The organism is Burkholderia sp. Bp9031 (assembly GCF_003857965.1).
Classification (GTDB): Bacteria; Pseudomonadota; Gammaproteobacteria; order Burkholderiales; family Burkholderiaceae; genus Burkholderia; species Burkholderia ambifaria_A.
Genome location: NZ_QTPW01000003.1, coordinates 266,993 through 288,731, shown reverse-complemented (window position 1 = coordinate 288,731; position 21,739 = coordinate 266,993). Strand labels below are relative to the sequence as shown.

At 66.0% G+C, this 21,739-nt stretch carries 20 protein-coding genes and 1 pseudogene; 11 read left to right on the top strand and 10 right to left on the bottom strand.

Annotated features, from left to right (window positions below):
* Positions 1–260: 260 nt before the first annotated feature.
* From DIE15_RS06425 to DIE15_RS06410, 4 genes are all read left to right on the top strand, one after another.
* On the top strand, positions 261–851 hold the full coding sequence (locus tag DIE15_RS06425; protein ID WP_311771960.1) for a PAAR domain-containing protein: 591 nt from the start codon (positions 261–263) through the stop codon (positions 849–851).
* Between the two features lie 4 nt (positions 852–855).
* The gene (locus DIE15_RS06420; RefSeq protein WP_124832689.1) at positions 856–1,503 is read left to right on the top strand and encodes a M35 family metallo-endopeptidase; all 648 of its coding nucleotides are present in this window, start codon (positions 856–858) and stop codon (positions 1,501–1,503) included.
* A 70-nt stretch (positions 1,504–1,573) separates the two neighbouring features.
* Positions 1,574–1,954 carry a hypothetical protein gene (locus DIE15_RS06415; protein ID WP_124832688.1) on the top strand — a complete coding sequence of 127 codons (381 nt, stop codon included), beginning with the start codon at positions 1,574–1,576 and terminating at the stop codon, positions 1,952–1,954.
* Between the two features lie 25 nt (positions 1,955–1,979).
* The gene (locus DIE15_RS06410; RefSeq protein ID WP_124832687.1) at positions 1,980–2,426 is read left to right on the top strand and encodes a hypothetical protein; all 447 of its coding nucleotides are present in this window, start codon (positions 1,980–1,982) and stop codon (positions 2,424–2,426) included.
* A gap of 70 nt (positions 2,427–2,496) precedes the next feature.
* On the opposite strand, the gene DIE15_RS06405 is transcribed toward DIE15_RS06410, so the two are convergent.
* Entirely contained in the window at positions 2,497–4,041 is a 1,545-nt protein-coding gene (locus DIE15_RS06405) for a PAS domain-containing methyl-accepting chemotaxis protein (protein ID WP_124832686.1), read from the bottom strand.
* Positions 4,042–4,439: 398 nt separating this feature from the next.
* A complete protein-coding gene (locus tag DIE15_RS06395; RefSeq protein ID WP_124832684.1) occupies positions 4,440–5,984 on the bottom strand; it encodes a PAS domain-containing methyl-accepting chemotaxis protein in 1,545 nt (514 codons plus the stop codon).
* 288 nt (positions 5,985–6,272) lie between these two features.
* On the opposite strand from DIE15_RS06395, the pseudogene DIE15_RS06390 reads away from it, so the two are divergent.
* Positions 6,273–6,419, top strand: a pseudogene (locus DIE15_RS06390) (DUF523 domain-containing protein); the annotation flags it as partial.
* A gap of 99 nt (positions 6,420–6,518) precedes the next feature.
* On the opposite strand, the gene pcaF reads toward DIE15_RS06390, so the two are convergent.
* A complete protein-coding gene (pcaF, locus tag DIE15_RS06385; RefSeq protein WP_124832683.1) occupies positions 6,519–7,721 on the bottom strand; it encodes a 3-oxoadipyl-CoA thiolase in 1,203 nt (400 codons plus the stop codon).
* 227 nt (positions 7,722–7,948) lie between these two features.
* On the opposite strand from pcaF, the gene DIE15_RS06380 reads away from it, so the two are divergent.
* Positions 7,949–8,737, top strand: a complete 789-nt coding sequence (locus DIE15_RS06380; protein ID WP_057925726.1) for an IclR family transcriptional regulator — start codon at positions 7,949–7,951, stop codon at positions 8,735–8,737.
* 278 nt (positions 8,738–9,015) lie between these two features.
* Here DIE15_RS06380 and DIE15_RS06375 read toward each other — a convergent pair whose 3' ends face one another.
* Together DIE15_RS06375 and DIE15_RS06370 are read right to left on the bottom strand one after the other, a co-directional pair.
* A complete protein-coding gene (locus DIE15_RS06375) occupies positions 9,016–10,131 on the bottom strand; it encodes a succinylglutamate desuccinylase/aspartoacylase family protein (RefSeq protein ID WP_124832681.1) in 1,116 nt (371 codons plus the stop codon).
* Between the two features lie 45 nt (positions 10,132–10,176).
* Positions 10,177–10,959: a transporter substrate-binding domain-containing protein gene (locus DIE15_RS06370; RefSeq protein ID WP_124832680.1), complete on the bottom strand. Its 783-nt coding sequence runs from the start codon at positions 10,957–10,959 to the stop codon at positions 10,177–10,179.
* 136 nt (positions 10,960–11,095) lie between these two features.
* On the opposite strand from DIE15_RS06370, the gene DIE15_RS06365 reads away from it, so the two are divergent.
* The gene (locus tag DIE15_RS06365; protein WP_124832679.1) at positions 11,096–12,016 is read left to right on the top strand and encodes a LysR family transcriptional regulator; all 921 of its coding nucleotides are present in this window, start codon (positions 11,096–11,098) and stop codon (positions 12,014–12,016) included.
* 34 nt (positions 12,017–12,050) lie between these two features.
* On the opposite strand, the gene DIE15_RS06360 is transcribed toward DIE15_RS06365, so the two are convergent.
* Both DIE15_RS06360 and DIE15_RS06355 read right to left on the bottom strand, forming a co-directional pair.
* A complete protein-coding gene (locus DIE15_RS06360; RefSeq protein WP_057925662.1) occupies positions 12,051–13,382 on the bottom strand; it encodes an MFS transporter in 1,332 nt (443 codons plus the stop codon).
* A 56-nt stretch (positions 13,383–13,438) separates the two neighbouring features.
* Complete coding sequence (locus DIE15_RS06355) at positions 13,439–14,629, bottom strand: M20 aminoacylase family protein (RefSeq protein WP_124832678.1); 1,191 nt, start codon at positions 14,627–14,629, stop codon at positions 13,439–13,441.
* Positions 14,630–14,858: 229 nt separating this feature from the next.
* Between DIE15_RS06355 and DIE15_RS06350 the strand changes: the two genes are divergently transcribed.
* The 3 genes from DIE15_RS06350 (at position 14,859) to DIE15_RS06340 (ending at position 17,190) form a co-directional block, all read left to right on the top strand.
* Entirely contained in the window at positions 14,859–15,497 is a 639-nt protein-coding gene (locus DIE15_RS06350) for a TetR/AcrR family transcriptional regulator (RefSeq protein ID WP_057925660.1), read from the top strand.
* A 45-nt stretch (positions 15,498–15,542) separates the two neighbouring features.
* On the top strand, positions 15,543–16,526 hold the full coding sequence (locus tag DIE15_RS06345) for an MDR family oxidoreductase (protein ID WP_124832677.1): 984 nt from the start codon (positions 15,543–15,545) through the stop codon (positions 16,524–16,526).
* An 85-nt stretch (positions 16,527–16,611) separates the two neighbouring features.
* Positions 16,612–17,190, top strand: coding sequence for a peroxidase-related enzyme (locus DIE15_RS06340; RefSeq protein ID WP_057925658.1), 579 nt, complete (start codon positions 16,612–16,614; stop codon positions 17,188–17,190).
* A 130-nt stretch (positions 17,191–17,320) separates the two neighbouring features.
* On the opposite strand, the gene DIE15_RS06335 is transcribed toward DIE15_RS06340, so the two are convergent.
* Both DIE15_RS06335 and DIE15_RS06330 read right to left on the bottom strand, forming a co-directional pair.
* Positions 17,321–18,196 carry an SDR family NAD(P)-dependent oxidoreductase gene (locus DIE15_RS06335; protein WP_057925657.1) on the bottom strand — a complete coding sequence of 292 codons (876 nt, stop codon included), beginning with the start codon at positions 18,194–18,196 and terminating at the stop codon, positions 17,321–17,323.
* 188 nt (positions 18,197–18,384) lie between these two features.
* Positions 18,385–18,963 (bottom strand): TetR/AcrR family transcriptional regulator, encoded by a 579-nt coding sequence (locus tag DIE15_RS06330; protein ID WP_057925656.1) that lies wholly within the window; start codon positions 18,961–18,963, stop codon positions 18,385–18,387.
* A 203-nt stretch (positions 18,964–19,166) separates the two neighbouring features.
* Between DIE15_RS06330 and zwf the strand changes: the two genes are divergently transcribed.
* Positions 19,167–20,642, top strand: coding sequence for a glucose-6-phosphate dehydrogenase (gene zwf / locus DIE15_RS06325; protein ID WP_124832676.1), 1,476 nt, complete (start codon positions 19,167–19,169; stop codon positions 20,640–20,642).
* A gap of 143 nt (positions 20,643–20,785) precedes the next feature.
* On the opposite strand, the gene DIE15_RS06320 is transcribed toward zwf, so the two are convergent.
* Positions 20,786–21,730: a LysR substrate-binding domain-containing protein gene (locus DIE15_RS06320; protein WP_057925654.1), complete on the bottom strand. Its 945-nt coding sequence runs from the start codon at positions 21,728–21,730 to the stop codon at positions 20,786–20,788.
* Positions 21,731–21,739: the final 9 nt, after the last annotated feature.

The window sequence follows — 21,739 nt, the reverse complement described above, 5'->3', positions numbered from 1 at the left end:
CGCCACATCACCTATTGCTCCGGGTGTCTCCGACGCCACTACCCTCCGCTCGCCTCCTCTCCTCGATCTCGCTGATCGCATCAAAGCTTCTTCTTAAGTTGGAATCCGAATTAAAAATCATAATCATCCTATATACAAAGTTAATCTTGCCGGCCACTGTCTATGACTCATCCATGCACAAGATATCTGAGTCGAGTCATTGGCGTGCAGGCCGCCGACCATCGCCATTGAAGATGCCGTGATCGATCAATGCGCGGTTTATGACCCGGAGTCAGTCGCTTGGGTACTTTCCAACTTCGATCGAGAACATGATCATGAGCCGACGAGCGATCAGGAACGGCGACGCAACGACAACAGGTGGAATCGTCATCGCGGGCACCGCAAGCATATTCGTGAACAACAAGCACATTGCCTTGGACGGTGACAAAGCGACATGTGGAAATTGCGAGGGCACGTTTCCGATAGCAGGAAGCGCAACATCCGTCGTCGGACGCGGACGTGCCGTAGCGGTGGAAGGTGACGCGGTACTTTGTCCATGCGGGCAAAACCATTTAGTCGCGGGAAGCGACTGTACGTTTTTCATCGGAGGGGGCGGCGGCCATTGCTCGGCGAATCCCTTCCCCAGATATTCGGGCCTCGCACCGACGCGATACGCGCCGGCGTCGGACATTCATGACGATCAATTTGTGATCCGCGACGTGAGGACAAAACAGCCGTTAAGCAACGTGCGCTATTGGATCAAGGATCGATCCGGTAACGTGCTTGCATCTGGCGTTAGTGATCGGCGCGGCTGTACCGTGCGCGTGCGGACCGACTGCGCACAGACATTGACGCTTGTAGTCGAGGACTGAAACGATGGCAAACCAAACGACTGTCGCCGAGACGACAACAAATACCGTCGCAGGATCGCAGACATTCGCGGATGTTGACTTGCGACCGATCTGCGAAAACATGACCAACTCGGAATTCCGCAAGGTTTTTGCAGTGGCGCAAGGACGAGCGGTTGACCGATTGACGACCCGCATTGCTGATTTGCAAAAGTGGTCGAAGGTTGATAAGGATCGGGTATTCAAGTGGTTCGGTCGAAACGACGAGCGCACGCGTATGCACCTACTCACCGGCCTGACGAAAGTGCTTACCGTGGTTCGCGCATTCGACGAAAACAACGTAGTTCGAAGCGGCAGCGCTGGCGATCTTGCGACGGGTTGCACCCCTCACCCACGAGGAACGACAAACGAAGCCGCCCACGTATGCGCGCCGGACACGGCAACACATACCATCGCCATCAGTGAACGATTCTGCACGATGCGCCCATGGACGGCGAACGCTGATTCGCACGTGTCAACTATCATTCACGAAGCCACTCATTTTCACGACACGATGTCGTCAACCGATGACCAATACACGATTACACCGTTGCTCCCCGGTTGGGGCCGATCAAACCCTGACTTGGCAATCAACAACGCCGACAGCATCGCGGGGTACGTCATTGACATTGACTAAGTTCATAACTGCCATCACGCTCGCATTGAGCTGCGCACATACGGCGTCCGCATGTGATGGTCCGTCGAACATGCCCGGTTGGGATTTTGATGTTCGATTCGACAACAACTCAAGCGACATATCTACCGCCGAATTGGCGAAGCTCTCCGTATGGTCAAACGACATGCGCGATCGCTTCCCCATTGTCGATGTGGTGTCGATCGTTGGACTAGCGGAACCAACAGAGAGAAAGCCGGCAGCTCTTGCGCACCAACGTGCTGCGAATGTTAAGGCCGCGTTAGATCAATTTGCGATTCGAGGCGAACGCAACTCCATGATCGCGCGCATCTACAAGTTACCGTTTCCCGCGAGCGAATTTGACGATACAGGGCGGCGTGTCGAAATCACGTTCGGCCCAGGGTGCCCTAATCACTGTTGCCCGAACCTAAACCCGGTGCCGAAGGCGCAGTGACGTAACGCGGAGTACGTTGTCAACGGTGACCAAGCTCCTAACAGCCGCCGCGCTCGCATTGAGCTGCGCACGCGTGGCATTCGCATGCGACGGCGCGTCGAACATGCCGGCCCATTACATCGCTATTGTTTTCGACGCAAATTCAAGCGCGATTTCTTCGACCGAACTGTCGCGGCTGTCGGCATGGTCGAACGATATGCACAAGCGCTTTCCGATCATTGATACGGTGTGGCTTATCGGACTGGCCGAACAAGCCGAACGCGGCGCGCAACAGCTTGCAACGCAACGAGCGGAAAACGTGATGGCGGTCCTGAATCAGTATTCGATCCGTGGCGAGAAAAATGCCTTGGCGGGGAAGATCTTCAAGCCGGACGAATTCGGCCAATCGGGGCGACGCGTCGAAGTGAACGTCAGTCCGGGATGCCCGGACCACTGTTGCCCGAACCTGAATCCCATACCCAAGGCGCAATGACGTAGCAGCCATCCCCTCGCCGGCCCGCACAATGCGGGCCGCCCTCCTCTACCTCACCCGTTCCCGCCCTTCACCGAAACACGTTCACCGCATCCACCAACCGCGTCGCCTGCTGCTTCAGGCTTTCCGATGCCGCCGCACTCTGCTCGACCAGCGCCGCGTTCTGCTGCGTGATGTTGTCCAGGTGCACGACCGCCTGATCGACTTGTGCGACACCGGTGCTCTGCTCCGCCGTCGACGAGCTGATCTCCGCGATCAGGTCCGACACGCGCTTTACCTGCGTGACGATGTCCTCCATCGTCTTGCCGGCACCGTCGACGATCCGTGCGCCCGATTCGACCCGTTCGACGCTCGCGCCGATCAGCGTCTTGATCTCCTTCGCCGCGTTCGCGCTGCGCTGCGCGAGCGCCCGCACCTCGCCCGCGACCACCGCGAAACCGCGCCCCTGATCGCCCGCGCGCGCCGCTTCGACCGCCGCATTCAACGCGAGGATGTTGGTCTGGAACGCGATCCCGTCGATCACGCCGATGATGTCGGCAATCTTGCGCGAACTCGCCGTGATGTCGTTCATCGTCGTGACAACCTCGCTCACCGCCTGCCCGCCGCGCTCGGCCGCGTCGCTCGCGGACACCGACAACTGGTTCGCCTGCAGCGCCGTCTCCGCATTGCTCGACACCGTGGCCGTCATCTCGGCCATCGACGCGGCCGTCTGCTGCACGCTGGTCGATGCCTGTTCGGTGCGCGCGCTCAGGTCGTTGTTGCCTTGCGCGATCTCGTTGCTCGCGCGCTGCACGTTGTGCACCTGCTCGCTGACGTCATCGACGAGCCAGCGGAACATCAACCCGAGCTGGTTGATCGTGCGCAACGTCATGCCGATCTCGTCCACCCGGTTCATCGCGACGCCGGTGCGGCTTTCGCCGGTCGCGACGCGCAACGCCTGGTCGCGCAATTGCGTCAGCGGACGCGCGATCTGCGCATCGAGCCACAGCCCGGCCGCCACCGACACGCCGGCCGTCGCGGCAGCGAACGCCGCAAACCCGCCGCCGGCCAGCCCGCACGCCCAGCCCGCGCCGACGACGGCCGGCGCCAGCACGCACAGCGTCGAATGCAGCCGCGCGCGCACCGACATCGTCTGGAACAGCGACACGACGCGCAGCAGCCCGGTCCTGACAATCAACCCCTTGTGGAAACGGCGGTTACCCGCCTTGCCTTCGCGGAACGCGCAGTACAGCGCATCGGCGGCCGCGATCTCGTCGCGCGATGCCTTCGTGCGTACCGACATGTAGCCCGTCGGCTGCCCGTTGCGCATCACCGGCACCGTATTCGAGCGCACCCAGTAGTGATCGCCGTTCTTGCGGCGGTTCTTCACGAGGGCCGTCCACGGCTCGCCGCTCTTCAGCGTCGCCCACATGTCGGCGAACGCCTCCTTCGGCATGTCCGGATGCCGCACGACGTTGTGCGGCTGACCTTCGATCTCTTCGGGGGAAAATCCGCTGACCTGGATGAATGCGGCGTTCGCGTACTTGATGTAACTGTTCGCGTCGGTGGTCGACATCAGCGTTGCGTCGTCGGGAAACTCGAATTCGCGTTGCGTGACAGGCTGGTTATTGCGCATGGTGTGGAGTTCCGGGTTGCGGATCTTGCGTCCGCTTGTGGATTGGATCGGGACCGTCCGCATCGCGGTCGGCCCGCATGCGTTCGATCACACTCCTGCGCTTTCGGCAAATTCGGCGAAAACATTATGCCGCCAACAGGTAAATATGCATTAATTTTGCATCATCTTGATCTATCTGAAAACTTTGTTCATGGATGAATGGAAATCGGTTTTTATCAAATATCCGGGCGACAATTCCCTGATTATTCGACACGATTTTTTTGGCCAGATTGGCGAGTCAATCCGGAATCGTGAATGCGAATTCCTGTCATTCGATTCGTCGAATCGAACCCGCTCGGAACCGGAGATTCGCCGCCTCGCTCCGACGGGGCGCGCAAGCTCGCGCGCGCTCCCGGCGATTACCGAAACACGTTGACCGCATCCACCAACCGCGTCGCCTGCTGCTTCAGGCTTTCCGATGCCGCCGCACTCTGCTCGACCAACGCGGCGTTCTGCTGCGTGATGTTGTCCAGGTGCACGACCGCCTGATCGACCTGCGCGACGCCGGTGCTCTGCTCCGCCGTCGACGAGCTGATCTCCGCGATCAGGTCCGACACGCGCTTCACCTGCGTGACGATGTCCTCCATCGTCTTGCCGGCGCCGTCGACGATCCGCGCACCCGACTCGACCCGGTCGACGCTCGCGCCGATCAGCGTCTTGATTTCCTTCGCCGCATTCGCGCTGCGCTGCGCGAGCGCCCGCACCTCGCCCGCGACTACCGCGAAACCGCGCCCCTGTGCGCCCGCGCGCGCCGCTTCGACCGCCGCATTCAACGCGAGGATGTTGGTCTGGAACGCGATCCCGTCGATCACGCCGATGATGTCGGCAATCTTGCGCGAACTCGCCGTGATGTCGCGCATCGTCGTGACGACTTCGCTCACCGCTTGCCCGCCGCGCTCGGCCGCGTCGCTCGCGGACACGGCGAGCCGGTTCGCCTGCAGCGCGGTCTCCGCATTGCTGTCGACGGTGGCCGTCATCTCGGCCATCGATGCGGCGGTTTCCTGCACGCTCGACGCGGCCTGTTCGGTACGCGCGCTCAGGTCGTTGTTGCCTTGCGCGATCTCGTTGCTCGCGCGCTGCACGTTGTGCACCTGCTCGCTGACGTCATCGACGAGCCAGCGGAACATCAGACCGAGCTGATTGATCGTGCGCAGCGTCATGCCGATCTCGTCCACCCGGTTCATCCGCACCCCGCGGCGACTCTCGCCAGTCGCGACGTTCAGCGCCTGGTCATGCAACCGCTTCAGCGGACGCACGATCTGCGCATCGAGCCACAGCCCGGCCGCCACCGACGCGCCGGCCGTGACGGCAGCGAACGCCGCGAGCCCGCCGCCGGCCAGCCCGCATGCCCAGCCCGCGCCGACGGCAACCGGTGCCAGCACGCACAGTGTCGAATGCACGCGCGCGCGCACCGACATCGTCTGCGGCAGCGACGCGATGCGCAGCAGCCCGGTCCGGATCATCAAGCCCTTGTGGAACCGGCGCTGGCCCTGCTTGCCTTCGCGGAACGCGCGATACAACGCGTCGGCGCCCGCGATCTCGTCGCGCGGCGCCTTGGTGCGCACCGACATGTAGCCGTGCGATGCGCCGTTACGCATCACGGGTATCGCGTTCGCGCGCACCCAGTAGTGATCGCCGTTCTTGCGGCGGTTCTTCACGAGCGCCGTCCACGGCTCCCCGTTCTTCAGCGTCGCCCACATGTCGGCGAACGCCTCCTTCGGCATGTCCGGGTGCCGCACGACGTTGTGCGGCTGGCCGACGAGTTCGTCGGTCGAGAAGCCGCTCACATATGCGAACGTCGTGTTCGCGTACGTGATGATGCTGTCGGCATCGGTGGTCGACATCAGCGTGACGTCGTCGGGAAATTCGAATTCTTGTTGGGTGACAGGCTGGTTGTTGCGCATGCAGGGCTCCGAAAGGCGGATCCGGATGCTGGATCCGCGCGGCGCGGAAATCACGCTCAGTAGCCGAAAAACGGTTTATCGCTTTACGACGGTCTCGCCCCTGCTGTCGGCAATTTCCGGGAAAACCTTAATCCGGGAGCACATAAAATATCGAATTCGGTCGTCGGGATGATTTCGATCAAATAATCGGCCGATAATCGAGCCCGGCGCTTTGCGGATGAAGCCCAATGCTTTATGGGATTACGCCAGACGACGTGCCAATCCAGGCGGCCGTTGCACGCGGCGAAACTCTACGACGGAAGTTTTGCGGGCCGTCGGCAGGCCGGCACGGGCGTGACGGCGGCGCTGCTGCGCCAGCATGGCGTCGAGGTATTCGCACACACCGAGATCGACGCACTCGCCGCGCGCCTCGCGCAACATTCGCAGGCTGAATGACAATATGGCCGGCACGAAGCGCTCGTGCCGGCCATATCGCCCGGAAGGGAACACGGCGAAGCGGCGCGCATCCCGCGCACGCTTCACCGCATGACGCGATCAGACGCGTTCGATTGCGATCGCGATGCCCTGACCGACGCCGATGCACATCGTGCACAGCGCGAAGCGGCCGTTGGTGCGATGCAGCTGGTACATCGCGGTCGTCACGAGGCGCGCGCCCGACGCACCGAGCGGATGGCCCAGCGCGATCGCGCCGCCGTTCGGATTCACGCGGGGATCGTCGTCGGCAACACCGAGCATGCGCAGCACCGCGAGGCCTTGCGATGCGAATGCTTCGTTCAGCTCGATCACGTCGAACTGGTCGATCGTCATCCCGAGCCGCGCGAGCAGTTTCTGCGTGGCGGGCGCCGGGCCGATGCCCATCACGCGCGGCGCGACGCCGGCCGTCGCGATGCCGAGCACGCGCGCACGCGGCGTCAGGCCGAAGCGCTTCGCGGTGGCCTCGTTCGCGAGCAGCAGCGCGGCCGCGCCGTCGTTGACGCCCGACGCGTTGCCGGCCGTCACCGAGCCGTCCGGGCGCACGACGCCCTTCAGCTTCGCGAGCGTCTCGAGCGACGTTTCGCGCGGATGCTCGTCACGCGAAAAGACGACCGGATCGCCTTTCTTCTGCGGAATCGTGACCGACACGATTTCCTCGGCAAGCGTGCCGTCCTGCTGCGCACGCGCGGCCTTCTGCTGGCTGCGCAGCGCGAACAGGTCCTGGTCGGCGCGGCTGATGTTGTAGTCGACCGCGACGTTCTCGGCCGTCTCCGGCATCGAATCCACGCCATGCAGCTTTTTCATCAGCGGATTGACGAAGCGCCAGCCGATCGTCGTGTCGTGGATGTCGGCCTGACGCGCGAACGCGCTCGCGGCCTTGCCCATCACGAACGGCGCGCGCGTCATGCTTTCGACGCCGCCGGCCACCATCAGCGCGGCCTCACCCGACTTGATCGCGCGCGCGGCCACGCCGACTGCGTCCATCCCGGAACCGCACAGGCGGTTGATCGTCGAACCCGGCACGCCTTCCGGCAGGCCCGCGAGCAGCGCCGACATGCGCGCGACGTTGCGGTTGTCCTCGCCGGCCTGGTTCGCGCAGCCGTAGATCACGTCGTCGATCGCCGTCCAGTCGACGTCGCGGTTGCGCTCGACGAGCGCCTTGAGCGGCACCGCGCCGAGGTCGTCGGCGCGCACGCCAGACAGCGCGCCGCCGTAACGGCCGATCGGGGTACGAATCGCATCACACAGAAAAGCTTCGGTCATCAATGTCTCCGGTCTCATGCAAGGCTGGGAAGTGAAGAAAACGCGCCCCTTGCATTGCCCGCCGGGATGCGCTTAAATGTTCTATATACGAACATAAGATCGTGTATCGAACGTTCAACGCATCATAGGGAGTGCGGGGACGACCTGTCAAGCGCCCGGTCCGCGGGGCGGTTGGCGTGTCAGGCCCCATGCGCTATCTTCTCGGCTGCACGACAATCCGACCGTTCATGACAACCGAAGACATCCAGACGAAACCCGGCGACTCCTATGTGCAGTCGTTCGCGCGCGGCCTCGCGGTGATCCGCGCGTTCGACGCCCAGCGCCCGGAGCAGACGCTCACCGAGGTCGCGTCGGCCACCGGACTCACGCGCGCGGGCGCGCGCCGGATCCTGCTGACGCTGCAGACGCTCGGCTACGTCGAGGCCGACGGCCGGCTGTTCCGGCTCACGCCGAAGATCCTCGAGCTCGGCTTCGCGTATCTCACGTCGATGCCGTTCTGGAATCTCGCCGACCCGGTGATGGAGCAGCTGTCCGCGCAGATCCACGAAAGCTGCTCGGCCGCCGTGCTCGACCGCACCGAGATCGTCTACGTGCTGCGCGTGCCGACCCACAAGATCATGACGATCAACCTGTCGATCGGCAGCCGCCTGCCCGCGTACTGCACGTCGATGGGCCGCGTGCTGCTGTCCGCGCTCGACGACGCCGCGCTCGACGAAACGCTCGCGCAAAGCGGCATCCGCGCGCACACGCCGCGCACGATCACCGACCTCGGCGAACTGAAGGCGACGATCGCACAGGTGCGCCAGCAGGGCTGGGCCGTGGTCGATCAGGAACTCGAAGTGGGCTTGATGTCGATCTCCGCGCCGATCCGCAACCGGCGCGGGCAGGTGATCGCCGCGATGAACATCAGCGGCAATGCGCAGCGGCACACCGCGAAGCAGATGGTGAAGGAGTTTCTCGGGCCGCTGCAGCAGGCCGCGCAGACGGTGTCGGAGCTGGTGGCGCGACGCGGGTGAGGGGCAGGCCGGCGGACCAGCAGCAGCCGGCGGCTGGGCATTCTCCCCAAAGCCGGAGCGCCGCGGCGTCAGCTTCGATTGTCGTGTCGGCAATACGATAATTCACGCATAAAAAGACGGGCGGCACCGGGCCGCCCGCTCAACTCTGACTCTGCTGTAACGCCTTCTCACGGAACGCGGAGCGAACTCCGCACCGCTCAATTTAGTGACGCGGCACAGCCCGGTCAATTTGACGAGAACGAAATTGCACGGCGCCTCTCGGACACCGTACCCGCTGCTCACGCGCCGAGCAGCATCCCCTTGCGCACCGGCACCATGCCCGTCACGCGGCCGAGCGGCGCGCCGGCCGTCACGAAGCGGATCGCGCGGCGCATGTAGAACACGCCGTCGGTGCCGCTCGACACCGTCGTGATCGCGTCGGTCAGCGGATCGACGATGTCGAACAGCGGATCGCCGGCGCGAATCGTCGCGCCGATCGCCGCGCGGTGCACGAGAATCCCGCTCACCGGCGCGTAGAACTGCTCGCTGCCCGCGAGCGGCGTGGCCGGCGCGGCGAGCGGCGGCAGCGGCGGGCGCTCGCCACGCACCGCGCCGCACCACACCAGATAGTCGACGAGCGCATCGGCGTCACGCGCCGCGTATTCATGCGTCACGTCGCGCTGGCCGCGGCATTCGACGGTCACGGCCACCGTGCCCGCCGCCATCGGCGTGCGTTCCGGCAGATGCTGCCGCAACTGCGTCCACAGCAGGTGATGCGCATCGTCGAACGCGTGGCCACCGGAATCCTCGGCGAGCAGCGACGCCTCGGCGCCGAGATAGCGCGCAAGCGGCTCGACCTGCGGCCACGCGGTGTCGCTCGTGTACAGATGCATCACCGCTTCGAGCGAGCAATGCAGGTCGATCACGATATCGGCGTCATGCGACAGCTTCAGCAGCGCCAGCTGCAACGCATCGAATTCGGTGCGCGGTGCGATCTCGTCGAGCGCCGCGCCGACGCATTCGCGCACGATCGCGCGATTGCGTTCGGGATCCGCGCCGAGCCGGTCGCGCGCCCGCGCGGCGATGTCCGCGAGCGGCAGGAAGCCGCGATTGAAGTTGCGCCCGCTCGCGAGATCGAACCGGCCGATGAATTGCCCGAGCAGATGGTGATTGAGACCGACCGGGTTCGCGACCGGCACCAGCACGACCTCGGCCGCGAGCCGGCCGTCCGCGTCGAGCCGCGCGAGACGCTGTTTGAGCACGACGGCGGCAAGCATTGCGGGCGTCTCGTCCGCGTGCAGCGCGGCTTGCAGGTAGATCTTGCGGCCGGCGTCGGCCGGCCCGAAATGAAAGCTCGTCAGCGTGCGCTGCGTGCCGATCGATGGCGACAGGAGCGGCGTGGTGCGAATCTGCATCGGTGGTCTCGAATAAAGGAAACGGGGAGAAGCGGCGCGCGCGGCTCAATCGCCGTACGGGTTGAAATCGAAGTACTGCTTCGCGATCCGGTCGTACGTGCCGTCCTTCAGCATCGATGCGATCGCGCCGTCGATCGACGCCTTGAGCGCCGTGTCCGACGGGCGCATCCCGATGCCGACGCCGCGATCGCCCATGTCGAGCGGTGCGCCGACGAACGCGAAACCCTTGCCCTTCGGCTGGCGCAGGAATCCGTAATCGGCCTCCACCGAGCCGAGCAGCGCGGCGTCGAGCCGGCCGTTGACGAGATCGGCGAACACGTCGTCCTGGCTCTTGTACGGCACCACGCTGACGCCGGCCGACGCCCAGTGCGCGAGCGCCCACGATTCGAACTGCGTGCCCGACTGCACGCCGACGCGCTTGCCGGCCAGCGACGCGGTCGTGCTGCCGAGCCCGCGCTCGGGACGCGCGACGAGCCGCGACTTGAAGCGGAACAGCTTCGACGAAAACAGGATCTGCTTCTCGCGCTTCTCGGTGATCGCCATCGACGACAGGATCGCGTCGATCTTGCGCGCCTGCAGCGCCGGAATCATCCCGGAGAACTCGAGCTCGACCCACTGGCAGCGCAGCTGCGCGCGGCGGCAGATCTCGTTGCCGAGATCGACGTCGAAGCCCTTCAGGCTGCCGTCGGGCGCCTTCGAATCCATCGGCGGATAGGTCGGATCGATGCCGAGGCGCACCACATGCGCGTCGAGCGCATGCGCGGACGTCGCCGCGAAGCCGATGCACAGGGAAACCAGCGGAACGAAGAGGCGGCGGAAGCGTTTCATGGTCGACGAAAGGCAGGAAGAGAGGCAAACGGCATGAGCCGGACTGCCTGCGATCGTAGTGCGCGCGCGCCGCCGCCGGAATCGCCCGCTGCCTTATCATGATCAGTATTTCCGATCACCGGCCTCGCGCTCGATCATGGCGTTCACGCTGTCCCAGCTCCGCATCTTCCAGGCCGTCGTCGAACACGGCAGCCTGCGCGCCGCCGCACGCGCGCTCGATCTCGCGCAAAGCGGCGTCACGCAGCAACTGCAGAGCCTCGAGGCGACGCTCGGCGCGACGCTGTTCACGCGCACCAATCGCGGGATCGTGCCGACCGCCGTCGGCCAGCGGCTGCTCGCGCGCTCGGGTGCGATCCTCGGCGAATGCGAGCAGGTCGAGCACGAGATCCGCCAACTGAGCGGCGCCTTCGAAGGCACCGTCACGCTGGGCCTCGTGACCGAACCGCTGATCGATGCGTTCGCGCCCGTGCTGAGCGCGTTCCGCGCGCGTTTCCCGAAGGTCGACGTGCACCTGCGCACCGGCACGTCGCGAATGATGATCGGCTGGCTGCGCGAAAACGCGGTGGATTTCGCGATCGCGCTCGTCGCGAAGCAGACCGACACGACCGATCTCGCGGTCACGCCGCTGCATGCGTCGGCGCCGGTGGTCGTGTGCCGCAGCGACCATCCACAGCGGCACGCGCAATCGCTTGCCGAGCTGGCCGACTACGCGTGGGTGTCGACGCGTTCGCCGAACCTGAGCGCCGATCCGGTCGTCAACCGGCTGCTCGCGTACTTCGACGCGCACGGCCAGCCGGCGCCAAAGATCATCGCCACCGTCGAAGGCATGTTCGAGACGCTGCAGCTCGTCACGCAGACCGACTGTCTCGCGCTCGAATCCGAAGCCGTCACGCGGCACGGGCCGTTCGCAAGCGCGCTCGCGAAGGTGCCGGTGCGCGAGCAGGCGGAATCGCAACAGGTCTGCCTGCTGCAGCGCGCGGCCGTGCCGTTGACGCCGGGCGCGCAGGAACTGGCGACGATGCTCGCGTCGTACCTGCGGACCGTGCGCGGGCGGTAATTCCGGTGCAGATCGCCGCCCGCGGCGCGGCCCGTCAGTCCATCGACTCGCGCGCCGTCTCGCGCAGCCTCGCGACCGCGATCAGCGACAGCACCACGCACGCGGCCACGTAACCGGCCGGCGCGAGCTTGCTGCCCGTCGTCTTCACGAGCCAGGTCGCGATCAATTGCGCGGTGCCGCCGAAAATCGTCACCGCGAGCGCATACGCGATCGAGATGCCCGTCGCACGCACGTGGCGCGGCAGCGATTCGCACATCAGCGCCATCTCGGATGCCGACCCGAGCGAATAGAACAGCAGCATCAGCGCGGTCAGCGGCAGGATCACCGACAGCGTCGGATGATGGTTCATCAGCCAGAACGCCGGGAACAGCAGCAGGACGAGCACGCCGCGCCCGACGAAGATCGGCATGCGCCGGCTGCCGAGGCGGTCCGACAGCCAGCCGAACAGCGGACACGTCACCAGCATCACGCAGCCCGACGCGACGCCAACGAACATCGACAGCTTCATCGGCAAGCCGAGCGTATGGATCGCATAGGTCGGCATGTAGAAGGTCAGGATGTAGGTCGACACCGTGCCGCCCATCACCGTCAGCATCAACAGCAGCACCGTGCGCGTGTGCCGCGAGAACAGCTCGCGCAGCACGCCGCGCTCGATGCCGTGATGGCTGTCGCCGGGCGCATCGTCCGCGAGCCGGCGGCGCAAAACCATACCGACGGGTGCGATCAGCACGCCCACAAGGAACGGCAGGCGCCAGCCCCAGCTCTCGAGCGCATCCTTCGTCAGCGTGTTCGACAGCAGCGCCGCGAAACCCGAGCCCATCAGCGCGGCGCCGCCCTGCGTCGCGAGCTGCCAGCTCGCGCGAAACGCGCGGCGCGATGTGCCGCCCTGCTCGATCAGCGTGGAAGTCGCCGCGCCGAACTCGCCGCCCTGCGAGAAGCCCTGCATCAGCCGCGCACAGACGACCAGCAACGGCGCGGCCACGCCGGCCTGCGCATAGGTCGGCGCAATCGCGATCAGGCCGGTGCCGAGCGCCATCAGCATGATCGTCAGGTTCAGCGCGGCCTTGCGGCCCTTGCGGTCCGCATACACGCCGAGCACGACGCTGCCGAGCGGCCGCGTGAAGAAGCCGGCGGCGAACGTCGCGACCGACAGCAGCAGCGACGTGGTCGGGTCGCTCGACGGGAAGAACAGCTTGCCGATCAGCACCGCGAAAAAGCCGTACACGGTGAAATCGAAGAACTCCAGCCAGTTGCCGATGACGGCCGCCGCGATCGCGCCGCGCTTCGTGACGGCCGGCGCGGCGCGCGTGTCGGTTTCGACGGCCTCCGTCGACGCGGGGTGCAGCGCGAGATGGTCTTTCTGCATCGTTCGTTTCTCCTCTCAATGCGGCCGGAAGCGCCGGCCGCGCGCCGCTGCGGGGGTTACTGCCCGAGGTAACGCTCCACGAGACGCGTCCAGAACGCCGCGCCGATCGGCAGGTTGCGATCGTTGAAGTCGTACTTCGGGTTGTGCACCATGCAGTCGTCCTCGCCTTCGCCGTTGCCGAGCCGCACGAACGAGCCGGGCCGCTGCTGCAGCATGAACGCGAAATCCTCGCTGCCCATCAGCAGGTCGGCCTGCTCGACGACATGCGCGTCGCCAACCAGCTCGCGCGCGACCTGCGCGGCGAAATCCGTTTCGACATCCGTATTGACGACGACCGGATAGCCTTCGATGTATTCGACATGCGCGGTCGCGCCGTAGCTCGCGGCCTGCGATTCGGCCAGCTCGACGATACGGCGCTTGAGCAGCGCGCGCACGTCGGGGCTGAACGAGCGCACGCTGAGTTCGAGGCGCGCGCCGTTCGGGATCACGTTGTTCGCGGTACCCGCGTGCATCGAGCCGACCGTGACGACCGCCGGCTGCGACGGGTCGACGTTGCGCGCGACGATCGTCTGCAGCGCCATCACGATGCTCGCGGCGACGACCACCGGGTCAACCGTCAGATGCGGCCGCGCCGCATGGCCGCCGACGCCCTCGATCGAGATGATCGCCTTGTCGCCGGCCGACATGAACGGGCCGCGCCGCGTGAGGAACACGCCGGGCGCCGCGCCCGGATGGTTGTGCATGCCGAACACCGCATCGCACGGAAAGCGTTCGAACAAGCCGTCGTCGATCATCTTCTTCGCGCCGCTGTCGACGCCGTGCTCTTCCGCCGGCTGGAAATACAGGTGCACGGTGCCGGAGAAGTTGCGCGTCTTCGCGAGGTGTTGCGCGGCGCCGAGCAGCATCGTCGTGTGGCCGTCGTGGCCGCATGCGTGCATCTTGCCGTGCGTGCCGCTCGCATACGGCAGGCCGGTCGCCTCGAGGATCGGCAGCGCGTCCATGTCCGCGCGGATGCCGATGCTGCGCGTGCCGTCACCGACGCACAGCGTGCCGACCACACCCGTCTTGCCGACCCCGCGCGTCACCTGCCAGCCCCATTGCTCGAGCTTGTCCGCGACGAGCGCGGCCGTCTCGTGCTCCTCGTACGCGAGTTCCGGGTGGTGGTGAATATGATGGCGAATCTCGCGCAGCCCGCCGGCGGCGGGCATCAGATCCTCGATTTCGGTGAATCGGACGTCGGTGGTCATCAAGCGGCTCCTGCTGATCGTCAGCGTGTCAGCCGCACGCGGACGATTGCGTGCGGGAAAGCGAGCCACTATAGCGAGCCGATATCGGTTCAATAAGATGCGGAATTTTTCACCGCGATAAGCTTTGTTAATCAGGGTTAATACGGTCACGAGTCGCCGGCATGCGTTCGTCCGACGCACTCGCCGCGCGAACCCTTGATTTTTGAGACGAACGGTCTATTATTCGCCCATGGACGTTCGAACTGATCCGCCTCGCCGCCGCGGCAGGCCACCGAAGCAGCACGAAGACCTCGTCGCGACGCGGGACATGCTGTTGCGCACCGGGCTGGAAGTGCTCACCGAGAAGGGCTTTTCGGCCACCGGGCTCGACGAGATCCTCGGGCGCGCCGGCGTGCCCAAGGGCTCGTTCTATCACTACTTCGACAGCAAGGAGGCGTTCGGCCTCGAGCTGATCGATCGCTACGCGGAGTTCTTCGCGCGCAAGCTGGACCGTCATTTCAGCCAGTCGGAGCAGTCGCCGCTGGCGCGCGTGCGCGCGTTCGTCGACGATGCGCGCGACGGCATGGCGCGTTACGAATACAGCCGCGGCTGCCTGATCGGCAATCTCGGCCAGGAAATGGGCGCGCTGCCCGAGAGTTTCCGTGCGAGCCTGCGCACGACGTTCGAGGACTGGCAGCGCCGGCTGGCCGACTGCCTGACGGCCGCGCAGCAAGCCGGCGAGCTGGCAGATTCGGCAGACCCCGCCGCGCTGGCCGCGTTCTTCTGGATCGGCTGGGAAGGCGCCGTGCTGCGCGCGAAGCTCGAACGCAGCGATGTGCCGCTCGCACTGTTCGCGCAGTTCTTCTTCAATGGATTGCCTCGCCGCTGAATTTTTTTGCCATTAACTAGACGATCGGTCTAAAAAGGAGGACGGATGTTCCAGGGCATCGTGATCAACAAGGACGAAACCGGCCAGCACGCGCGGCTGCAAACGCTGGACGACACGCAGTTGCCCGCGGGCAACGTGACGATCCGGGTCGGCTATTCGACGTTGAACTACAAGGACGGGCTGGCGATCACCGGCAAGAGCCCGGTGGTCCGCAAGTTTCCGATGGTGCCGGGCATCGATCTGGTCGGCGAAGTCGAGCACAGCTCGCATCCGGATTACCGCGCAGGCGATCGCGTCGTGCTCAACGGCTGGGGCGTCGGCGAAACGCACTGGGGCGGCCTGGCGCAGAAGGCGCGCGTCGACGGCGACTGGCTGGTGCCGCTGCCGTCCGCGTTTTCGCCGCAACAGGCGATGGCCATCGGCACGGCCGGCTATACCGCGATGCTGTGCGTGATGGCGCTGGAACGGCATGGCGTGCGCCCGGACGACGGCGAGATCGTGGTGACCGGCGCGGCAGGCGGCGTCGGCAGCGTCGCCACCGCCCTTCTCGCGCGGCTCGGGTATCGCGTCGTCGCCGTAACCGGCCGCCCGGCCGATGCCGACTACCTGCGACAGCTCGGCGCGGCGGAGATCCTCGACCGGTCGCAATTCAGCGCACCCGGCAAGCCGCTCGGCAAGGAGCGATGGGCCGGCGCGGTCGACGTCGCGGGCAGCCACGTGCTCGCCAACGTGTGTGCGACCACGCGCTATCGGGGCGTGGTGACGGCCTGCGGCCTGGCCGCCGGCATGGACTTCCCCGCCACCGTCGCGCCGTTCATCCTGCGCGGCGTGACGCTCGTCGGCATCGACAGCGTGATGTGCCCGCGCGCCGAGCGGCTGGAGGCCTGGCGTCGGCTCGCATCCGATCTCGATGTCGAGAAGCTGGGGGCGATCAGTCATCAGGTCGGCCTCGCAGACGTCATCCCGCTTGCCGAGGAACTGATCGGCGGCAAGGTGCGCGGCCGCATCGTCGTGGACGTCAACGCATGACGCCGGCAACGGCACCCCGTCGTTTCATTTTCGGCCGGCGGCTCGCGCATCGCGTTCGCCCGTGCCACTTTATCCAGGAGACCTCATGACCGCTGCAGACAACGCGCCCGTCAGCCGCTTTCCGGTGCCGGCGCTCGACGACCTGCCCGACGACATTCGCGAACGGATCGCTGCCGTCCAGGAAAAGTCGGGCTTCATCCCGAACGTGTTCCTCACGCTCGCGCATCGCCCGGACGAGTTTCGCGCGTTCATGGCGTATCACGATGCGCTGATGGACAAGCCGGGCAACCTCACCAAGGCCGAACGCGAAATGATCGTCGTGGCGACCAGCGCGGTGAACCAGTGCCAGTACTGCGTCATCGCGCATGGCGCGATCCTGCGCATTCGCGCGAAGGATCCGCTGATCGCCGACCAGGTCGCGACCAACTACCGCAAGGCCGACATCACCGTCCGGCAGAAGGCGATGCTCGACTTCGCGATGAAGGTTTCGCAGACCGCGCACCAGGTCGGCGAAGCGGATTTCGACACGCTGAAGTCGCATGGCTTCACCGAAGAGGACGTCTGGGACATCGCGGCGATCGCGGCGTTCTTCGGGATGTCCAATCGCATCGCGAACGTGACGAACATGCGGCCGAACGCGGAGTTCTACGCGATGGGGCGTTGAAGCCCTCCGTAACGGTGATGGCTGTCGAAGACCGGGCATGCATGGGCCCGGTCTTCCGCCGGTCGCCGCGCGCGCCCGCGGAAGTCCGGCGCGGCACTCACACGCGCCCCCGATACCGCCGTTCCCGGGCCTATCCGACCTTCTTCAACGCCGGGAGCCCGTCCGGCAGCTTCGCGTCCGGGAACATCGTCGACAGCGTCGTGTCGCGCCACCGCGCCGCCTCTTCGGCGCGCTGCGTTTCCGCCTGCTCGCACACGAACAGCGCATCGCCGCCGAGCAACAGGCGCATCGGCACGTCGTCGCGACGCGACAGCTCGACGATCAGCGCCGCGATCCGTGCGGGATCGCCGACCTCGTGGCCGCCGTACGCGCCGAACAGTTCGAGGATCTTCCCGACCGACGGCTGATAGTCGGGCAGCAGCCCATCGACGTCACGCTTCGCCCGCGCGGCCCATTCGGTGCGCATGCCGCCCGGCTCCAGCGTGCACACGCGCACGCCGAACGGCGCGACTTCCTTCGACAGCACGTCGCTGAACCCGCCGACCGCCCATTTCGCGGCCTGGTATGCGGACAGGCCGGCCGTCGACGTACGCCCGCCGACCGACGACACTTGAAAGATGTGGCCCGCGCGCTGCGCGCGCATCGCCGGCAGCACCGCGCGCGTCAGGTTGACCACGCCGAACAGGTTCGTTTCGATCTGGTCGCGGAAGTCGTCGGCGCCCATCTGCTCGAACGGCATGGTGTGGCCGTAGCCCGCGTTGTTCACCAGCACGTCGATGCGGCCGAACGCGTCGCGCGCGGCCGCCACCGCATGCGCGCCCGCCGCCGCGTCGGTCACGTCGAGCTCGATCGGCAGCAGCCGGTCGCCGTACCGCGCCTCCAGATCCGCGAGCCGCTCGGGATCGCGCGCACCGGCCACCAGCCGGTCGCCCGCCGCCAGCACCGCTTCCGAGATGGCACGCCCCAGGCCGCGTGCGGCCCCTGTCACCAGCCAGACTTTCGACATTTCCCACTCCTCGACAAAGTTGAAACCACAAAATGAATGATTACTCACTCATTAATATGGGCGTCGAAACGGTCGATTTCACCGTGCGTCGCCCTGCCTGAAACCACCTTCCATCGCCGCGGCGACGCCCGAAACGGACGCGCCGCCGATCACCCGGCCACAAACTTTCGGCCAGGCCAGCCGCTCGCTCACACTGCGTGCAACACGGCCCACAGCGCACGAAACCCGGCTTCCCGGTACGCATCCGAGCGCGCCGGATCGCGTGCGATCGACTCCATCGCCGTTTCCGCGATCGACGTGAACAGCGCCGCGCAGAACGCATGCGCGTCGTCGGCCTCGAGCCCGCCCGCCGCAGCGACCTGCGCGCGCAGCAACGCGCTGATCGCGCCGAACCCTTCGGCCCCGGCCGCGCGATGCGCGTCGTCGATGCGACCGCTCACGCCGAGCTGCTGCAGCGCGCGCCGCCCGTCCGGATTCGCGACGCCCCACGACACGTAGCCATTCCACGCATGCCGCATTGCCTGCTCGGCCGGCGCGCGCTCCGGAAACCCGGTCATCATCGCGTCGCGCATGTCGCCCTTCAGGCTCAGGTACAGCGCGTTCAGCAGCGCATCCTTGGTGTCGAAATAAGTGAACACCGTGCCTTCCGCAACGCCGGCAAGCCGCGCGATGCGCGCGGTGGTCGCGCTCGCGCCGTCCTCCGCGAGCGCACGGGCGGCGGCCGCGAGAATGGCATCATGCTTGTCGGGACTGCGCGGTCGGGCCACGTTCGACTCCTTTAATGAGTGAGCACTCAATCATAGTCGTGCCGACAGATGGAGTGCAAGCCCTGTTACATACGCGCGAACCCATCCGCAATCGCTCAAAACCGTGCACTATTAGTGTTTTCACGTACTGGCACGCCAATGCACCGGCGGCCGGCGCTTCGACGTTCGTTCCACGCTCACCCGTTTCAGACCGCGAACCACTCATGACGAATCAGCCCAACCAGACCGAAGCCGACCAGCCCGTCGACATGATCATCTTCGGCGGCGGCGGCGACCTGGCCGCCCGCAAGCTGTTGCCCGCGCTCTACATGGCGCACCTGCACTGCAACCTGCCGCCCCAGACGCGCATCATCGCGGTGGGCCGCCGCGACTGGGGCATCGACGGCTACCGCAAGTTCATGGACGAGCAGTCGCGCCCGTTCATCGACGAGAAGGCGTTCAACGCCGATGCGTGGGCCCGCTTCCTCGACCTGTTCAAGTACGTGCTGATCGACGTGAACGCGCCGGAAGACTATGCGCGGCTCGCCGAAGCGGCGCGCAGCGACGCGATCCACGTATTCTACCTGTCGACGTCGCCGGAGCTGTTCACGACGATCTGCGACAACCTGTCGGCCGCGCACCTCGTCGATGCGCGCTCGCGCGTCGTCCTCGAAAAGCCGCTCGGCCACGATCTCGCGTCGGCGAAGGCGATCAACAATGCGGTCGGCAAGCATTTCGCGGAATCGCAGATCTACCGGATCGACCATTACCTCGGCAAGGAAACCGTGCAGAACCTGATGGTGCTGCGTTTCGGCAACCCGATCTTCGGGCCGCTGTGGCAGGCGCCGAGCATCCGCAGCGTGCAGATCACGGTGGCGGAGACGGTCGGCGTCGGCAGCCGCGCGGGCTTCTACGACCATACCGGCGCGTTGCGCGACATGGTGCAGAACCACCTGCTGCAACTGCTGTGCATCGTCGCGATGGAGCCGCCGGTGTCGCTCGACCCGGACGCGGTGCGCGACGAAAAACTGAAGGTGCTGCGCTCGCTGCGTCCGATGGCGCTGTCGGACGTCGCGCGCGACACGGTCCGCGGCCAGTACACGGCCGGCGCGGTCGACGGCCAGCCGGTCAAGGGCTATCTCGAGGAAGACAACGTGCCGGCGGACAGCCACGCGGAAACCTTCGTCGCGCTGCGCACGCACATCAACAACTGGCGCTGGGCGAACGTGCCGTTCTTCCTGCGCACCGGCAAGCGGCTGCAGCGCCGCCAATCGGAAATCGTGATCGAGTTCGCGGACATGCCGTTCTCGATCATCCCGAGCGGCCCGCGCCACTACAGCAACCGCCTCGTGATCCAGCTCCAGCCGGAAGAATCGATCCAGCTGCAGATGCTCGCGAAGGAGCCGGGCAGCGGGATGAAGATGGTGCCCGTGAGCCTGAACCTCGACCTGCAGCAGGCGATTCCGGAACGGCGCGCGGAAGCGTACGAGCGGCTGCTGATCGACGTGATCCGCGGGCGTCTCACGCACTTCATGCGCCGCGACGAACTCGAAGCCGCGTGGTCGTGGGTCGAGCCGATCCTCGACGGCTGGAAGCAGCTCGGCGACCGTCCGCGCCTCTATACGGCCGGCACGTTCGGGCCGGCGGCATCGTCGGCGCTGCTGGCGCGCGACAATATGTCGTGGTCCGAGGAAGCGTAATCACGACACGGCGGCATGCCCGCGGCGCAAGCGCCGGGTGGCATGCCGGATCACACCGGGCGCCTGATCGGGTGCCCGCCACCCGTCGCCCGCTGCCGGTCGCCCGCTGCCGGTCGCCGGCCGCCGATCCCGGCACTCCGCCGTTACAGCGGCCCCATCCACGCCGCCTTGCGCCGCGCCGGTGCACCGCTACCGCCGCTCCCGCCACCCAGCACCTCGATCATGTAATCGACGAACGACGCGATTCGCGACGAAATCGCGGTGTTCCGGTAATACACCGCGTTGATCGGCTGTTCGACGTCGAGCGTCTGCCGCGCGAGCACCTGCACGAGCCGACCGGCCTCGCGATCCTGCGCGGTCATGAAATCCGACAGGCATACGACCCCCGCCCCCTCCAGCGCGAGCTGCCGCAGCGTCTCGCCGCTCGACGACCAGATGCCGGGCTCGATGCGGCACGGCTCGCCGTCCGTGCCGAGGATCGGCCAGACGTTCAGCGATTCGGGCTGCGTGAAGCCCAGCAGCGTGTGCCTGTCGAGATCCTCGACCTTGCGCGGCTGGCCGTGCGCTTCGATATACGCGGGGCTCGCGAGCATGCGCAGCCGGCTGTTGCCGATCCGCCGGCTGTGCAGCGTCGAATCCTTGAGCCGGCCGATGCGGATCGCGACGTCGGTACGCCGCTCGAGCAGATCGATGATCCCCTCGTTGCTGTTCAGTTCCAGGTCGACCTTCGGGAACCGTTCGCGGTAGCCGCGCACGAGCGGCACGATCACGTGCAGCATGAACGGCGTCGCGGCATCGACACGCAGCCGCCCCGACGGCATCTCGCGCCGCGCGAGCATCTGCTCCTCGGCGTTCTCGACCGACTCGATGATCGCGCGCGCGTCCTGCAGGAACGCACGCCCTTCCTCGGTCAGTTCGAGCCGGCGCGTGGTCCGGCGCAGCAGCGTGGTCTTCAGCTTCTCCTCGAGCCGCGCGAGCGTGCGGCTCGTGGCCGACACGGTGAGGTCGAGCTGCTGCGCGGCAGCGGTGATCGAACCGGAGTCGACCACGGCGGCAAAGGCCTGGAGTTCGTCAAGCGTGATCTTCATCGCGTCATT

What these genes read in the sequence shown, in the direction of transcription:
- DIE15_RS06345 (WP_124832677.1), top strand. Translation starts at nt 15,543, where the DNA reads ATGTTCCAGGGCATCGTGATCAACAAGGACGAAACCGGCCAGCACGCG.
- DIE15_RS06360 (WP_057925662.1), bottom strand. Translation starts at nt 13,382, where the DNA reads ATGCAGAAAGACCATCTCGCGCTGCACCCCGCGTCGACGGAGGCCGTC.
- DIE15_RS06420 (WP_124832689.1), top strand. Translation starts at nt 856, where the DNA reads ATGGCAAACCAAACGACTGTCGCCGAGACGACAACAAATACCGTCGCA.
- DIE15_RS06340 (WP_057925658.1), top strand. Translation starts at nt 16,612, where the DNA reads ATGACCGCTGCAGACAACGCGCCCGTCAGCCGCTTTCCGGTGCCGGCG.
- DIE15_RS06370 (WP_124832680.1), bottom strand. Translation starts at nt 10,959, where the DNA reads ATGAAACGCTTCCGCCGCCTCTTCGTTCCGCTGGTTTCCCTGTGCATC.
- DIE15_RS06415 (WP_124832688.1), top strand. Translation starts at nt 1,574, where the DNA reads ATGCCCGGTTGGGATTTTGATGTTCGATTCGACAACAACTCAAGCGAC.
- pcaF (WP_124832683.1), bottom strand. Translation starts at nt 7,721, where the DNA reads ATGACCGAAGCTTTTCTGTGTGATGCGATTCGTACCCCGATCGGCCGT.
- DIE15_RS06350 (WP_057925660.1), top strand. Translation starts at nt 14,859, where the DNA reads ATGGACGTTCGAACTGATCCGCCTCGCCGCCGCGGCAGGCCACCGAAG.
- DIE15_RS06355 (WP_124832678.1), bottom strand. Translation starts at nt 14,629, where the DNA reads ATGACCACCGACGTCCGATTCACCGAAATCGAGGATCTGATGCCCGCC.
- DIE15_RS06405 (WP_124832686.1), bottom strand. Translation starts at nt 4,041, where the DNA reads ATGCGCAATAACCAGCCTGTCACGCAACGCGAATTCGAGTTTCCCGAC.
- DIE15_RS06395 (WP_124832684.1), bottom strand. Translation starts at nt 5,984, where the DNA reads ATGCGCAACAACCAGCCTGTCACCCAACAAGAATTCGAATTTCCCGAC.
- DIE15_RS06335 (WP_057925657.1), bottom strand. Translation starts at nt 18,196, where the DNA reads ATGTCGAAAGTCTGGCTGGTGACAGGGGCCGCACGCGGCCTGGGGCGT.
- DIE15_RS06375 (WP_124832681.1), bottom strand. Translation starts at nt 10,131, where the DNA reads ATGCAGATTCGCACCACGCCGCTCCTGTCGCCATCGATCGGCACGCAG.
- DIE15_RS06380 (WP_057925726.1), top strand. Translation starts at nt 7,949, where the DNA reads ATGACAACCGAAGACATCCAGACGAAACCCGGCGACTCCTATGTGCAG.
- DIE15_RS06365 (WP_124832679.1), top strand. Translation starts at nt 11,096, where the DNA reads ATGGCGTTCACGCTGTCCCAGCTCCGCATCTTCCAGGCCGTCGTCGAA.
- DIE15_RS06425 (WP_311771960.1), top strand. Translation starts at nt 261, where the DNA reads ATGACCCGGAGTCAGTCGCTTGGGTACTTTCCAACTTCGATCGAGAAC.
- zwf (WP_124832676.1), top strand. Translation starts at nt 19,167, where the DNA reads ATGACGAATCAGCCCAACCAGACCGAAGCCGACCAGCCCGTCGACATG.
- DIE15_RS06320 (WP_057925654.1), bottom strand. Translation starts at nt 21,730, where the DNA reads ATGAAGATCACGCTTGACGAACTCCAGGCCTTTGCCGCCGTGGTCGAC.